The organism is Kitasatospora sp. NPDC096147, assembly GCF_044763225.1.
In the GTDB taxonomy this organism is placed as follows: domain Bacteria; phylum Actinomycetota; class Actinomycetes; order Streptomycetales; family Streptomycetaceae; genus Kitasatospora.
Genome location: NZ_JBIWFX010000008.1, coordinates 174,015 through 187,338, shown reverse-complemented (window position 1 = coordinate 187,338; position 13,324 = coordinate 174,015). Strand labels below are relative to the sequence as shown.

The following is a 13,324-nucleotide window of genomic DNA, read 5'->3' as shown; positions in this document are numbered from 1 at the left end:
GCGGAAGTGTGACGCAGGTCACGGCAATGGCCGGGTTCGATCGGGCAGGAACAGGCGTGGAAACTATGATACGGGCCCGTATACGGGCCGGAGACGAGCTGGCGTTCGGGCAGCTCTTTGAGGACCACGCCGACGCCGTCTACCGGCATGCCGTCCGGATGACCGGCGACTGGGCTGGCGCCGAGGACGTGGTCTCGCTGACCTTCCTGGAAGGGTGGCGCCTGCGTGGCCGGGTCGAACCCGAGGGAGGGAGCCTGCGGCCCTGGCTGCTGGGCATCGCCACCAACGTCATCCGCAGCACCCGCCGGGCCGCCCGCCGCCACCAGAAGGCACTCGCCCGACTCCCTCCGCGCGAGTGGGCCCCCGACTTCGCCGCCGAACTGACCAGCCGCATGGCCGACGCCGAGGAGATCGCCGCCGCCAAGACCGCACTGGGGCGGCTGCGCCCGGCCGAACGGGAGGTATTCGCGCTGTGCGTGTGGGAGGGCCTGGACCACGCCGCCGTCGCCGAGGCCCTGGGCAAACCGGTCGGCACGGTCCGCTCCCGACTCTCACGAGCACGCAGCCGGCTGCGTGGCCTCACCGCGAAGGAGCTCGCGGCGCAGCGCACCGCAGGCACGCGGCAACGCCCGGCCACGGGCCAACAGGTATCCGGTGACCGCATCCTCGCGGTCCGGCCGACCAAGGAGACGCCCTGATGAACGCCACCCCCCAGCACCAGCAGGCCGACCGGGAGGAGCTGGCCCGGCTGCTGCCGGCCGCGGGAGACCCGGCGCTTTCCCGCTACCGCCGCGTCCAGCTGAAGGAGAACCTGATGGACACCCTCACCGAGGACCTCCGGCCCGCCGCCGGTCGGCGCAACCCGAAGCTGCGCGTGCTGCTGCCCCTGGCGCTGGCCGCCGCCGTGGCAGGGGTCGCCCTCACCACGGCCCCCGGCCGCGACGCCACTCCCTCCCCTGGCGGCCGGTCCTTCGGCAGCATCGTCAACGCGGCGTACACACTGGAGCAGAGCGGCGACGACCTCATCGAACTCACCATCCTGGAGGACGCCAAGCCGGGCGACCCGGCCCAGCTCCAGCGCGACCTCGACCGCGTCGGCGTCCGCAGCCGCGTCTACGCCGGCGAACCCGGATGCGATGCCCCTCTCCCGGCTCTGCCCACCTTCGCACCGGAGACCTCGGCCAAGGCCGAACAGGACTGGCTGGCGGCCTACGGCTGGGACATACGCCCGGCGATGACCCCGGCGGGCCACCGGGAGGTCCTCGCCATCCGTCCCGGCGTGATCCGCGCCGACCTAACCCTCTACATCTACCTGCCGCTCGCCAAGACCAATCCGCAGGAGGGCTTCCGCCACCTTGAGGCCGGTCTGATGCAGAGCCCGGCGCCCGACTGCATGCCCACCCAGTCCACTACCCGGCCCCCCGCCAGGACCGGATCCGTCCCGAGCCCGACGCCGAAGCAGTGAGCACCCGGGTTGCGGGATGCCCGTGCCTGCGGCGTGGTGGCATGCGGGCCGTGACGGGCGCCAGGGCGGCGCGGGCACCCTCCTCTTCACCGTCCGAGGAACAGAGTGCCGAGGCCGTACGCACCTGCTCGTCGATGCGGCAGAACAGGTCCCGTGCCAGCCGCGCGACGCGCAGGCCGCGAAAGCGCTTGAGCGGGACCAAGGGGCGGCACGCAGCCGAGCGCGAGCCAGAGAGCACCGAGGCAACAGTGGACTCCGTGGCCGTATGCCATGCGGGGCAACGGTGCGCGGGTGCTGTCGAAGCGGCCCGTGTTGGCGCCGGGGGCCGGGTCCCGGTAGGCGGCGGACAGTTGGCAGATGACCTGGCCTGCTACTCCGGGCTCGTGGCGTCGGTTTCCAGGTAGCGGTGGAAGGTGATCGTCTGGCTGTCCGCGCCGAGGCCCTGACCTGTCAGGTCGCGTTCCGGGGCGCTCGGCTGGAGCAGGCGGCGGACGAGGTCGTCTATGTGCAGGTGCGAGCTCTCCGTACCCCGTGGGACGAGCCGCTCGGACGCGTCCAGGAAGGCCCGGACGGGTGCGGCAGGGGTGCGCAGCAGGGCGCGGCCTCCGAATCCGGTGAGGGTGATCGTGATGATGTCGGCTCCGTCGAGGTGGCCGGGTTCGACCCTGACGTCTGCGAGTCCTGCCTGGCCTGTGCATCCGCGGGTCAGCAGGTCGCGGCCGAAGGTCCAGCGGGTGGGGTGGTTCGTGTCGGTATGGCATTCGAGTTCGACGGCGTAGGGGTCGCGGGCGCGGTAGGTCAGGAGCGCCGGGACTTGGACGTTGATCCCGGAGATGCCGACCACGTTCATCGTCAGGAGCGCGCTGCAGCTCTCGTCGCCGTCGAAGGCCGGGTGGGGCGGGCGGGAGTGGGTGCCGCTCACCGGGTCTCCGTCCGGGGGTGGGCCGTCGGGTGCCCGGTGGCCGTCGGCCGTGGGGTCGCGGGTCCGGTGCCGGCCGGGGCCGGGTCGCAGGGGGCGGTGTTCAGCAGGAGAAACGGTTCGCCATGAGGTCCTCTGGTCATGTCTGCCACAACGAGCCGTTTGGCCCAGTGGTCACCCCTGTGGGGCGGCGCGACTCCTTGCGGGGGAATCGCCGTCGCCGGGGCACTTTCAGACCGCCCGTACGTGGGTTCCTCGCGATGTCGCATTGACGTGGGGTCACTCGGCCCCACGTCGTCTCATCGCATCACTTCACTCCCCCGGGTGAAGATCCCCTGCCTCGGCCAGATGGTGGCCTGCGGATCCGCAAGGGTGAGGGCCGGTCCAGCGCGCCCGGAGCGCCCGGACCACGTCCGGTCCGGGGACTTCCCGGCCGGAGGCAGGTAGCTCAGGGAAGGACGGCGCGGTGGGAGACGAGGCGATCCAGCGCGCGGCGCTGGTGTTCAAGGTGTTCGACGTCAACGGGAACGGGGTGCTGGACGTCCAGGACTTCGACCTGATGACACGGCGGGTGTCGGCGGTGGCCGGTGACTCTGCCGATGAGGAGCGGCAGGCGCTGGCCGACAGCCTGAGTGCCTACTGGCAGGTCCTGGCAGATGCGCTGGACACCGATGGCGACGGGGTGATCAGCCCTGCGGAGTTCGAAGGCTTCGTCCTGGACGCGGAGCGCTTCGCACCGACGGCCTCGGCGTTCGCCGACGCCCTCGCCACGCTCGGCGATCCGGACGGCGACGGCCTGATCGAGCGGCCCCGCTTCCTCGCGCTGATGACCGCGATCGGCTTCGATCCGGCGAACACCGACGCGCTCTTCGACGCCTTGGCGCAGGGCGGGGCCGACCGGATCCCGGTCACCACCTGGGCCGACGCCATCCGCGACTACTACGCGCCCGACAAGACCGGCATCCCCGGCGACCGACTGGTCACCCTCCCGGCCTGACCGCCAATCGCCGCGACCCGGCTCCACAGGTCCTCGGTCGACGACCGGATCCACACCACCAGAACGGTGGAGGTCCTCCAGCGCCTGCCCCAGGGCGATGTCAGCGAAGGCATCAGCGGGTGGACCATGCTGGAACCCGTGAGGAGCTGCGCGGGCAGGGTGTCGGTTCCGGGGGTTCCTCGTTGGGCCCTGTGACTGGGCCCTGCGCAGCGGGCTCTCCGTTCCTTCCGGGAGGAAGAGATGTCACACGACGATCTGCTGATCGCCAAGATCGCCTACGGCTTCGACCAGCTCGACGCCGACGGCGACGGCGAGCTCACCGAGCACGACCACGTCCTCATGGGACGCGCCTCGGCACGCTCGCTCGGCCACCCGGAAGGCTCCGAGCAGGAGGCCCGGCTCATCGCCGGCTACCTCGCCATCTGGCGGAAGCTGCACCTGCCGACGCTCGCACCGGGCAGCGCGGCGATCAGCCGTGCCGACTTCATCGCCAGCACCGCGGCCCTGGCTGATGATCCCGCCGCCGCCGAGGCGACGGTCGGCGCCCTGGGGCGGGCGTTCCTCGCCATCGCCGACACCAACGGCGACGGGCATGTCGACGCCGACGAGTTCCACGTCTTCCAGCGCGGCCACTTCCCGCATCTGGACCGCGAGGCGACGGACACCGCGTTCACCCACCTCGACCGCAACGGCGACGGCACCCTCTCCGCCGAGGAGTTCGTCTCCGCGATCGTCGAGTACTGGAGCAGCCGCGACCCGCACGCTCCCGGCAACTGGTGGGCGGGCAACCCCGCTCTCACCCAGGCCGGCTGATCTGACCGGCCAGGCGCTCACAGCCCCTCCCGGGCGGAGCGTCCTGCTCGCTGACCGGTGACCGCCTGCCGTCCCCGCAGCCTTGCGCGGGGGCGGCGGGCGCCGGAGGGCTTCGATCGCCCCTGGGAGGTCCCACGGCTGGCTGGTGGAACCGCTGCCCCCCGGGGGGGGGTGGGGGCGGCTGGCCTTGGCACTCAGCCGAGCCAGAGCGCGCTCTCCGCCTCCTGGGCGGTGCGGGCCACCTGCTCGGCGGCTTGGTGCTCGGCGTGCAGCAGGGCGTTGATGGCGGCGCCGGCCTGTCCGCAGGCGGTGTGCAGGTCGGCGATGGCCGCGCGTGCGCCCTCGCGGTCGTCCTCGGCCCACTGCCGGGCGGCGAGGCCGGCCAGGTCGGCGAGTGTGCGGACGGCGTCGTCGGCGCGGCTCTTCGCCTCGTGCCCGGGCAGGATCGGGTCGTCGCTCACGCCGGCCTCCGGACGGCCAGCTCCAGGGCGCCCGCTGCCGCTGCGGCAGCCGCGCCCCAGACCATGACTGGCATGGTCCGGGAGGTGCGCAGCTGCGGGTGGTTCTCGTGCGAGGACGCCGCGGACGCGAGGAGCCGGTGGTCGCCGCTGACCAGCGTGCAGGGGATGCGACGGTCCTCGCACAACCGCAGCAGCCGCGCAAGGAGACTGAGCGCGATGACGGCGTTGGCCGCCGGCAGCAGCCGCGGCCCGAAGTCCAGTACCAAGGCCGAGGCGCGGTACTGGACCTCCAGCTGGACGGCGTCCACGAGGTCGACGCGGTCATCCAGGCCGAGAGGATCACGGACCTGGACGACGACGCAGTCGCCGTGGCGGGTGAGGGTGAACAGCACGGGCAAGCGGAACTCCCGGTGGCTCGCGGGTGGTGCGCCCACGGTAGAGCTCCGGCCTTGGTCCGGCGATGCGACAGGCCGCACTTGAGGCGCGGGACCGGCTGAGATGGCACTGAAGGCCGAGTATCCGGGCCGGCAGTGACCGGCAGGCGAGAGGGCTCGTTGGTCGGACATGACCTGGGAACAGCGGCACGCCGAACGCCGTCAAGAGGCCCTCCTCGCCGATCCGCCGATCTACGCGCAACTGGCGGCCCAGTTCCGGCGCGAAGGTCGCGCCGTCCCCGGCGAGCGGGGACGGCACACCCGGCCACCCGCTCCCACGCACCTGCCCGTACTCGTCCCGCTGGGTGACGCCGCCGTGCCGCTGCGGTGCTGAGCGGCGTCGCGGCGCGCCAGGCTGAGCCACACGACGAGGACGGCCGCAGCACCCCGCTCAGCGTGCTGGAGCTCGTCACCGCCGACCTGGCGGTGCCGGTCGCACGCTCTGGACCTCGACCCCGGCAGGGCGGCGGGGGCCCGCAAGCACTTCATCGGTCGTCGGGAAATGGCTTCGCAGGGCCGCAGGCTGCTGGCTACCCTCGCCGGATGACGCATACCAGCGGATCCGGACCGGCCTCAGCCGCCCCCGGGGCGGGCCCGCTGCGACGGCGGCCGGCGCGGTGGACGCCCAGCCAGGCCGAACTCGACCTCGCCGCGACCTGGTGGGAGGGCCACTTCCTCGCCGGCCAGGCCCCGTTCGGCCTGACGGCCTGTCACCCCGAGCACGGCCCTGGCCACACCGGGCTCCTGCAGCACGCCCTGCGCGCCGCCGCCCGCTACGACGCGGCGGTCGAGACCATCACCGGCTGGTCGTGGCCGCAAGGGCCGATGGCCGTCATGGTGGAGAAGTACGCCGGGGCACTCGCCCCACCGTTGCGGTCGCCGCCCGCCTGCGGGCAGCGTGGGTGGCCGAACCGGGGCTGGCGACCTACGCCGACCAGGTGGCCGAATTCGAGTCGGCGGCCGTGCTGGGTGCCCGGGAGGCGGCCAGGCAGCGAATCGCCTGCCGACTGGCCGCCGACCGGTGGGACCGGGCGCACGTGAGCGCCACGGACCGGCAGACCATCACGTACGCCTCGCGGCACGCCGAGGGGCTGGCCCTGGCGATACTCGCTGCACCACAGCGGTGGCGGCGGGCAACGTGAGCCGCCGGCTTCGTCCCGCCGTCCCGTGGAAGACCAGGGCCCCGGGCACCAGGGCGGCCGGGTCGGTGCCCGGATGCTCCACCGGGTCGAGCGGGCGCTCGGCCCACCGTCCGGTAGCCGGTCTCCTCCACGAACCGCGCCGCTCCATCGCTGCGACTGAGTTCAGCCCTGGTCGAGGTCGAGGCCGGTGAAGACCAGTTCGCCTCGTGCGTCGCGGCGGACGCGGACGGGCAGGTGGTGGGGAAGCCAGCGGGCCAGCGGCGTGGTGCCGTGGGCGGGGATCAGTAGGTGGGCGGTGGCGGCGGCGATCACCCGCGCGGCGTGCTGGTCCAGCAGCGCCGTGACCTCCTCCCCGCGGTCAGCGCGCCGCACCAGCAGCCGTGCCGGCAGATCGGCCGGGCCGACGAGGGCGATCACCGTCACGTGCAGCTCTCGTCCGTCGTCGTCGCCCGGATCGTCCGCTTCGCCACCCATACCTGCCGTTGTACCGCCCGCGCGGGCGTCAGGCACCCGCCGCTCCGGCCCGCGGTGATGTCCGGCGTGCGCCGCTGGGCCCCGATGGCGCGGGAGGTCAGCTGCGGGTCGCGGGCGCGTCCCCGGGCCCGGCGTGCCGGGCGCTTCTCACGAGTCCTGGGCGCGCTCGTGGAAGTGCTTGGCCACCAGCAGGGCGGCGTGGAAGTTGTAGATGTGGACCGCCGGGTACGCGACGGGGGTGAACTTCCCCGCGACCTTGACGTACAGCGAGCCGACCTCCGCGCCGACGCTGCGGACCTTGGCCCAGGGGTAGAAGTTGCGGCCGGCCTCCAGCCCGTCCTTGCTGATGGCGAGCTTGCTCTTCGGCTTGCCCGCGATGTCGACCAGGACCCAGGGGGTGCCCTCGGCGACGCGCTTGAGGTGGTGCGGCACCCACACCTTCGCCACCGCGGTGTTGATGATCGGGCCGAACTCGCGGGCGCCCTTCCAGTCGGTCAGGAACGCCGAGCGGCCGTCGGTGTGGCAGAGGGTGTAGTTGCGGGACACGACGCTGCTGCGGCTCGTGATCCCTTCGTAGACCAGCATGTCGTTCCACGGGATCGGCAGGAGGCTGCCGTCCTGCTGCTCGACCACCACGCCGTTGTCGAAGAGGTCCAGGCGCTGGGGCTCCTTCTTGAACCGTGGCAGGAAGGTGTGCGTGTGGGCGCCCAACTTCGCCTCGTCGGCCGCTGTTTGGGTCGCTGGTGGCAGTGGCTGCGTCATGTGCGGAAGGCTCCACCGATGGTCCGTTGCATGTCAATCAAGCGGGCCGGGGTGGTGGTCAGCGTCACACGCCCACCCGGCCCCGATGCGTGATGCCCCGTCAGAAGGGTGTCCGGCGAGGGGCCTTCTCGCCTGTCCGGCAATGAGCTCGGGCGCCACCGGGGATCCGCCTGCTTCTGGTGCTGCCCGAACCGCGCCCTGCGCAGTCACCACCTGCTCGGCCGTGCCTGCAACCTCGCCGGGCCCGCCCGGCCCCGGGAGTCGGTGGATACAGATCAACCCTGGGGTTGACGGCAGTCCTGTCCTGCTCGTCCTACGATCCGAGTCCGGACGGGGGCGGGGCGAACGGGGACGTGGTGCAGCACAAGGGGGCCGGGTCGGGTGATGACCCGACCGGGCAGGCAGTGAACGTGGGCGGCGGAGCCGACGGGGCGGTACCGAGCGCGGATGCCGCCACGCGCCGGCTCGCGCGCGGTAGGGCGGCAGGGCGGCTCGTCGGGGGCCGGTACCGGTTGCTGGAGCGGCTCGGCGCCGGCGGGATGGGCACCGTGTGGCGGGCGCGGGACGAGGTGGTCGACCGGGACGTGGCGCTGAAGGAGCCCCGGGTGCCCGAGGACTGCCCGGCGGAGCAGCGGCGGACGGTGTTCGCGCGGATGGAGCGGGAAGCGCGGGCCGCCGCGCGGATCGACCATCCGTCGGTGGTGACCATCCACGATGTGGTGAGCGAGGACGGCCGGCCGTGGATCGTGATGGAGCTGGTGCGGGGCAGGTCGCTGGCGGAGGCGCTGGAGGAGGGGACGCTCGCCCCGCCGGAGGCGGCACGGATCGGCCTGGCGGTGCTCGGGGCGCTGACGGCCGCCCACGAGGCGGGGGTGGTGCACCGGGACGTGAAGCCGGCGAACGTGCTGCTGGGCCGACACGAGCGGGTGGTGCTCACCGACTTCGGGATCGCCAAGATGGACGACGCCCAGGCGCTGACCGAGCCGGGCACGCTGGTCGGCTCCCCGGAGTACCTGGCGCCCGAGCGGGTGCTCGGCCGTCGCTCCGGCCCGGAGGCCGATCTGTGGTCGTTGGGGGTGACGCTGTACGCCGCGGTCGAGGGTGTGTCGCCGTTCAGGCGCCAGACCACGCCGGCCACTCTCCAGGCCGTGCTGTTGGGCGAGTTGCCGGCGCCGCACCTGGCCGGCGGCCTGACCGAGGTGCTCATCGGGCTGCTCCGCAAGGAACCCGAGGCCCGCGTCGGCGCCCCCGCCGCCCAGGCCGCCCTGCGGGCGTTCCTGGCCCCTGCCGCGTCCCCGCCGCCGACCGTGGTGGTGGTCCCGGACGGCGGGCCCGGGGCCGCTCCGATGCCGGCCGGCCGGCGCGGCTTGGCGGGGCGGCTCTCCGCCCGGAGGGCGGTTGTGGCCGGGATCGCGGCCTTGGCGGCGGTCGGCGCGGTGGCGGGGCTGGTGGCCGCACTGAACTCGGACAGCGTGCCGCGGGGCTGGCGCGTCTATGACGAGTACCGGATGCGGCTGAAGGTCGCGGCGCCGGGCGACTGGTCCGCGGTGGTGGTCGACAACCTGGACAAGGACCGGGCCGACGGGCCCTACCGGGGCACCCGCTACATCGCCCCGGGCGGTGACTCGTGGATGACGGTGGACCGCCTGGAGCGCACGACCGAGACGCCGCTGGCGATCGCGAACCGGTGGAAGCGCGAGCACGAGGCCGGCTCCCCGCCGGCCGGCGGGCTGGCGTCGGCCGCATCCGTGACCGGCGGCACCGAGCAGGGCCGGGACGCGGCGGTCATCACCGAGACCTACAGCCAATCCGCCAAGGGAGCGCCCCGGCGCCTGTTCAAGACACTCATCATCGTCACCTCCCACCAGGAGCGGCTGACGATCTGTGTCGACGTGCCCGACGGCAAGGACGCCGCCGCGAAGGCCGAGACCCTCCTCGCCGCAGCGCGCTCCGGCTACCAGATCAGCGGACTGTGACCCGCAAGGGCCTGATCCTCGCGAAAGGGTCGTTGCTGGACGGGACGGCCTGGCCCGGCCGTTTCGCCGCCAGCCCTGACCGGTCTAGGACGTACGACCGCCGGGGCAGTGGGAGGAAGCTCTGCTGCCCAGCCCCGCACCGTGCTGTGCCGTCCGTCGGCCGGGTGAAGTGCTTGCGCCGAACAGCCGTGTACTCGCGTGAGGGTGATCCGGGTGCGCCGCACCGCCGCGCCCTGCAAGGCTGACCCCGGCCCAACCGCCGGTGCGTGCCGGTCGTCGTCCCTGCTGGACCGCCTCGGCGGGCTGCGGCGCCGAGATGGCGCTCCGGTCGGCGGGTTGTCCGTGTGCATGCCGTGGTGCACCGGTAGGGTCGCTCCCGTGACGGAGCCGGAGCAGGGCGGGGGTGGGCTTCCGGCGGTGCGATGGGCAGCGGTGTGCCTTCCTCCCGATGAGGTCGGCAGACGACCGTGGGCGGTGTGGGACCGCCTGACCGACCGGTGGATCTCATCGGGCCCGCACGGCGAAGTCGACCTCTACTTCGACCGCCACGGCGCCCAGAGCTGCATCCGGCGCTTGCGCTACCTCGCCGAAGCCGGAATCCACCCCATCACCTGACGCCGATCCTGCCTCAGTCGGCCGCGGGAGGATCGGGCCCTCCGGCTATTCGGCCCTCCCGCACCGCCACCGGCCCGGCGCAGCAGCCGCTTCAAACAGCCCGCCGGGCTCAGCCCCAGACCAGGGCCGAGTGCACGGCGACCTTGGAAGCGCGGCCGGTCGCGGCGTCGCGGCTCGGCGACAGCCTGCCCCGCCGCCGCGACAGGCACTCTCGGCCTCACGGCAGGCTCCATTGAAGGTGGAGGACGGCGAGGTCGTCGGTGTGCCGCCCGGCGTTCAGGGCCTGGGTCTGCTTGATCAGCAGGTCGACCTGAGTTGCAGCATCGGCCGGGGCAGCGGTGTTGATCAGGTTGAGCAGCCCTTCGACGCCGAGACGCTCGCCGGTGGTGCCGTTGTGGCCTTCGGTGAGGCCGTCGGTGTAGAGGGTCAGTGCGCCGGCCGCCGGGAGCGGGACGGTGGTGCTCGGCCAGTTCTGCAGGCCCGGCAGGATGCCGAGCGCGATGCCGTGGGCGGCGCGCACCTCAGTGGTGCCGCCCTGGCTGGTGAGCAGAGGCTCGTGGTGGCCTGCCAGGAACACGGTGGCGGTGCCCTTGTCCTGGTCGAGGGTGAGCAGGGTGACGGTGGCGAAGTGGGAGTCGCTGCCGCGTTCGGCGACCAGCACCCGCTCCATCAGGTGCAGCAGGTCCTCCCCGTGGTGTCCGCCGAGAACCAGCGCGCGCCAGGACGCCCGCAGCAGGACGCCGAGGGCGGCGGCGTCGCGGCCGTGGCCGCTGACGTCGCCGACGACCGCGTGCAGCAGGCCGTCGTCACCGACGACGACGTCGAGGAAGTCGCCACCGAGCAGGGCCATCGCGACACCGGGCAGGTACCGGCTGGTGACCTGCACGGTCGAGGTTCCCAGGATCGGCGGCGGCAGCAGGCCGCGCTCCAGCCGGGCGTTCTCCTCCGCCCGCAGCCGGACCGACTGCGCCTCCATCGCGAGCCGTTCGGTGCGGCTGCGGTACACCGCGTAGCGCAGGGTACGGCGCAGCAGGTCGGGCTCCACCTTGCCCTTGACCAGGTAGTCCTGGGCGCCGGCGGCCATCGCCTCGGTGCCGGCCCGGGCCTCGGAGAGGCCGGTCAGCACGATCACCGCGTGGCCGGGCGCGAGTTCACGCACTGCGGTGACGGCGGCGGTGCCTGCCGCATCCGGCAGGTGCAGGTCCAGCAGCACGCAGTCGATCGGCTGGACGGCCAGGGTGGTGCGGGCCTGGGCCATGGTGGTGGCGACGGTGAGCTCGAAGCGCAGGCCGGTGTCGAGCAGCAGCTCCTCCACCAGGATGGCGTCGGCGTCGTCGTCCTCGATCAGCAGCACCCGGTAGAGCGGCTCACGGCCAAGCGGGCGGCCATCCCCGCCACGGCCTCCGCCTCGCTCGCACTACTGGGCGTCCTGGCCGGGAAAGTCCTGCTCACGATCGGCACCGGTCCTAAGGCGTGTCTGATAATTGATCTTGTGGCAGGTCGAGGCGCCGGGGACGCCTCGGCGGCCGACCACCCGCCTTCGACAAGGAGTCCTACCGCGACCGCAACGTGGTCGAACGATGCTTCGCCCGCCTCAAGCAGTTCCGCGCGATCGCAACCAGGTTCGACAAGCTCGCCGACCGCTACCGAGCCGGAGTTGTCCTGGCTTCGCTGATCATCTGGCTCCGCGAACCAGCCAGATGATCATTTGTCAGACAGGCCCTAGGGTCGGGGTGCGGCTTCGGCACCTGCGCCTGTGGCTGACAGCGCTGCTCGGGCGCACACTCCGACGGGCTGGCCTACCTGAACCGGAATCGCACCCCATGCCGGGAGGCGAGCCGGCGAGAGCTGTCAGGAGGCGCTGTGGGCCATGTCGGCGGCGCAATCCCCGCCTCATCCCCGCACGGGGAGGTATTCACCGCAGGAGCCTGTCTCAGTGAGGTCGTGGTGGGTCGTCAGAACTGTAAAGCTGCAGGTCAGGTGGACCTTTGCGCAGGGTCTTCGAGACTGTCGGACGAGGATTCGAACCTCGAACTTCCTGATCCAGAGTCGGGCGTGCTGCCAGTTGCACCATCCGGCACGGCGGGCGGCAACGAGAAGGCCGCCCTGGCGAGGGGACGTCCCCCTGCGGGCGGCCTGGCACAGGAGGTGCCGGTCTACCGGGCGGAGGGATACCCCAGGCTCTGCTGGGAGCGTGAGGAGCGCTGATACGACTGGCTGTTGCTCATGACGTGCGTTCCTCTCCGTGGCGGTGTGCCGGGCTGATGTGCCTACTCTGCGACAGCAGTGCCCGGCCGGGCAACCGCATTTCCACGGCAGGACACCGCAGTTCAGTGACCGGGTCGACGGCCGGGGTCCGGGGTCCGGGCTAGGCCGTTTCTTTCGGATCATCGGATCGTTGGATCTGATGTGTCGTTGACTGATGCCCAGTGGGCGCGGATTGAGCCGTTGCTGCCGGACCGTGCGCCGAGGCGGGGTGGGCGGTGGCGTGATCACCGGCAGGTGATCGACGCGATCGCGTTCAAGTACCGCACCGGGACGCCCTGGGCGGACCTGCCCGGCCGGTTCGGGTCCTGGAAGGGCGCGCACAACCGCCTGCGGATGTGGGCGCTGGACGGCACCTGGGAGAAGGTCTTCACCGCCCTGCTCGCCCAGGCGGACGCCGACGGCGACCTGGACTGGGTCGTCGCGGTCGACTCCACCGTCGTGCGCGCTCACCAGCACGCGGCCGGGGCCCGTCAAAAGGGGCTCCGGCCGGCGAGCCCCACCACCATGCCCTCGGACGCTCCCGCGGCGGGCTGACCACGAAGGTCCACCTCGCCGCCGACGGCAACTGCCGGCCGCTCGCCTTCGTCCTCACCCCCGGACAGGCCGGCGACGCACCGGAGTTCGAACACGTCATGGCCCGCATCCGCGTCCCCCGCCCCGTCGGCAGACCCAGGACCACGCCGGAGGCGGTCCTGGCGGACAAGGCCTACTCCTCCCGCGCGATCCGCGCCCACCTGCGAGGGCGCGGCATCCGGGCCGTCATCCCGCAACCCGCCGACCAGATCGCCAACCGCAAACGCCTGGGCCGACGCGGAGGCAGACCACCCGCATGCGACTACGACACCTACAAGCGCCGCAACACGGTGGAGCGGTGCATCAACAAGCTCAAACAGTGGCGCGGCCTGGCCACCCGCTACGACAAGACCGCCACCATCTACCTCGCCGGACTCCACCTCGCCGCCATCTTCATCTGGTCAGCACGATGATCCGAAAGAAAC

At 72.5% G+C, this 13,324-nt stretch carries 15 protein-coding genes, 1 tRNA gene and 1 pseudogene; 10 read left to right on the top strand and 7 right to left on the bottom strand.

What is annotated here, in order from left to right; genetic code table 11:
* Positions 1–56 precede the first annotated feature (56 nt).
* Both ACIRBX_RS24760 and ACIRBX_RS24755 read left to right on the top strand, forming a co-directional pair.
* On the top strand, positions 57–698 hold the full coding sequence (locus ACIRBX_RS24760; RefSeq protein WP_402299519.1) for an RNA polymerase sigma factor: 642 nt from the start codon (positions 57–59) through the stop codon (positions 696–698).
* Positions 698–1,465 (top strand): hypothetical protein, encoded by a 768-nt coding sequence (locus tag ACIRBX_RS24755; RefSeq protein ID WP_402299518.1) that lies wholly within the window; start codon positions 698–700, stop codon positions 1,463–1,465. Before ACIRBX_RS24760 ends, ACIRBX_RS24755 begins: the two co-directional genes overlap by 1 nt.
* 370 nt (positions 1,466–1,835) lie before the next feature.
* On the opposite strand, the gene ACIRBX_RS24750 is transcribed toward ACIRBX_RS24755, so the two are convergent.
* Positions 1,836–2,387 (bottom strand): SsgA family sporulation/cell division regulator, encoded by a 552-nt coding sequence (locus ACIRBX_RS24750; RefSeq protein WP_402299516.1) that lies wholly within the window; start codon positions 2,385–2,387, stop codon positions 1,836–1,838.
* A gap of 463 nt (positions 2,388–2,850) precedes the next feature.
* On the opposite strand from ACIRBX_RS24750, the gene ACIRBX_RS24745 reads away from it, so the two are divergent.
* Both ACIRBX_RS24745 and ACIRBX_RS24740 read left to right on the top strand, forming a co-directional pair.
* A complete protein-coding gene (locus ACIRBX_RS24745) occupies positions 2,851–3,381 on the top strand; it encodes an EF-hand domain-containing protein (RefSeq protein ID WP_402299514.1) in 531 nt (176 codons plus the stop codon).
* Between the two features lie 240 nt (positions 3,382–3,621).
* Positions 3,622–4,194 (top strand): EF-hand domain-containing protein, encoded by a 573-nt coding sequence (locus ACIRBX_RS24740; RefSeq protein ID WP_402299512.1) that lies wholly within the window; start codon positions 3,622–3,624, stop codon positions 4,192–4,194.
* 194 nt (positions 4,195–4,388) lie between these two features.
* Here ACIRBX_RS24740 and ACIRBX_RS24735 read toward each other — a convergent pair whose 3' ends face one another.
* Both ACIRBX_RS24735 and ACIRBX_RS24730 read right to left on the bottom strand, forming a co-directional pair.
* Positions 4,389–4,655 carry a hypothetical protein gene (locus ACIRBX_RS24735; RefSeq protein WP_402299511.1) on the bottom strand — a complete coding sequence of 89 codons (267 nt, stop codon included), beginning with the start codon at positions 4,653–4,655 and terminating at the stop codon, positions 4,389–4,391.
* Positions 4,652–5,053 carry a hypothetical protein gene (locus tag ACIRBX_RS24730; RefSeq protein ID WP_402299509.1) on the bottom strand — a complete coding sequence of 134 codons (402 nt, stop codon included), beginning with the start codon at positions 5,051–5,053 and terminating at the stop codon, positions 4,652–4,654. Before ACIRBX_RS24730 ends, ACIRBX_RS24735 begins: the two co-directional genes overlap by 4 nt.
* A 166-nt stretch (positions 5,054–5,219) precedes the next feature.
* On the opposite strand from ACIRBX_RS24730, the gene ACIRBX_RS24725 reads away from it, so the two are divergent.
* Both ACIRBX_RS24725 and ACIRBX_RS24720 read left to right on the top strand, forming a co-directional pair.
* On the top strand, positions 5,220–5,423 hold the full coding sequence (locus tag ACIRBX_RS24725) for a hypothetical protein (protein WP_402299507.1): 204 nt from the start codon (positions 5,220–5,222) through the stop codon (positions 5,421–5,423).
* Positions 5,424–5,991: 568 nt separating this feature from the next.
* Positions 5,992–6,231, top strand: coding sequence for a hypothetical protein (locus ACIRBX_RS24720; RefSeq protein WP_402299505.1), 240 nt, complete (start codon positions 5,992–5,994; stop codon positions 6,229–6,231).
* Between the two features lie 162 nt (positions 6,232–6,393).
* On the opposite strand, the gene ACIRBX_RS24715 is transcribed toward ACIRBX_RS24720, so the two are convergent.
* Both ACIRBX_RS24715 and ACIRBX_RS24710 read right to left on the bottom strand, forming a co-directional pair.
* Entirely contained in the window at positions 6,394–6,705 is a 312-nt protein-coding gene (locus ACIRBX_RS24715) for a hypothetical protein (protein ID WP_402299503.1), read from the bottom strand.
* 147 nt (positions 6,706–6,852) lie between these two features.
* A complete protein-coding gene (locus ACIRBX_RS24710; RefSeq protein WP_402299501.1) occupies positions 6,853–7,467 on the bottom strand; it encodes a hypothetical protein in 615 nt (204 codons plus the stop codon).
* A gap of 404 nt (positions 7,468–7,871) precedes the next feature.
* Here ACIRBX_RS24710 and ACIRBX_RS24705 point away from each other — a divergent pair, with 404 nt between their 5' ends.
* On the top strand, positions 7,872–9,443 hold the full coding sequence (locus tag ACIRBX_RS24705; protein ID WP_402299889.1) for a serine/threonine-protein kinase: 1,572 nt from the start codon (positions 7,872–7,874) through the stop codon (positions 9,441–9,443).
* A gap of 378 nt (positions 9,444–9,821) precedes the next feature.
* Positions 9,822–10,058, top strand: coding sequence for a hypothetical protein (locus ACIRBX_RS24700; RefSeq protein ID WP_402299500.1), 237 nt, complete (start codon positions 9,822–9,824; stop codon positions 10,056–10,058).
* 217 nt (positions 10,059–10,275) lie between these two features.
* On the opposite strand, the gene ACIRBX_RS24695 is transcribed toward ACIRBX_RS24700, so the two are convergent.
* Complete coding sequence (locus ACIRBX_RS24695; RefSeq protein ID WP_402299499.1) at positions 10,276–11,412, bottom strand: PP2C family protein-serine/threonine phosphatase; 1,137 nt, start codon at positions 11,410–11,412, stop codon at positions 10,276–10,278.
* Between the two features lie 200 nt (positions 11,413–11,612).
* Here ACIRBX_RS24695 and ACIRBX_RS24690 point away from each other — a divergent pair.
* A pseudogene (locus ACIRBX_RS24690) lies at positions 11,613–11,784 on the top strand (IS5/IS1182 family transposase); the annotation flags it as partial.
* A 281-nt stretch (positions 11,785–12,065) separates the two neighbouring features.
* On the opposite strand, the gene ACIRBX_RS24685 reads toward ACIRBX_RS24690, so the two are convergent.
* Positions 12,066–12,138 (bottom strand) — tRNA-Gln (locus ACIRBX_RS24685).
* A gap of 314 nt (positions 12,139–12,452) precedes the next feature.
* Between ACIRBX_RS24685 and ACIRBX_RS24680 the strand changes: the two genes are divergently transcribed.
* A protein-coding gene (locus ACIRBX_RS24680; RefSeq protein WP_402299887.1) for an IS5 family transposase occupies positions 12,453–13,312 on the top strand; the annotation gives its coding sequence in 2 pieces (ribosomal slippage) (positions 12,453–12,798 and positions 12,798–13,312; 861 coding nt in all).
* The last annotated feature ends 12 nt before the right edge of the window (positions 13,313–13,324 follow it).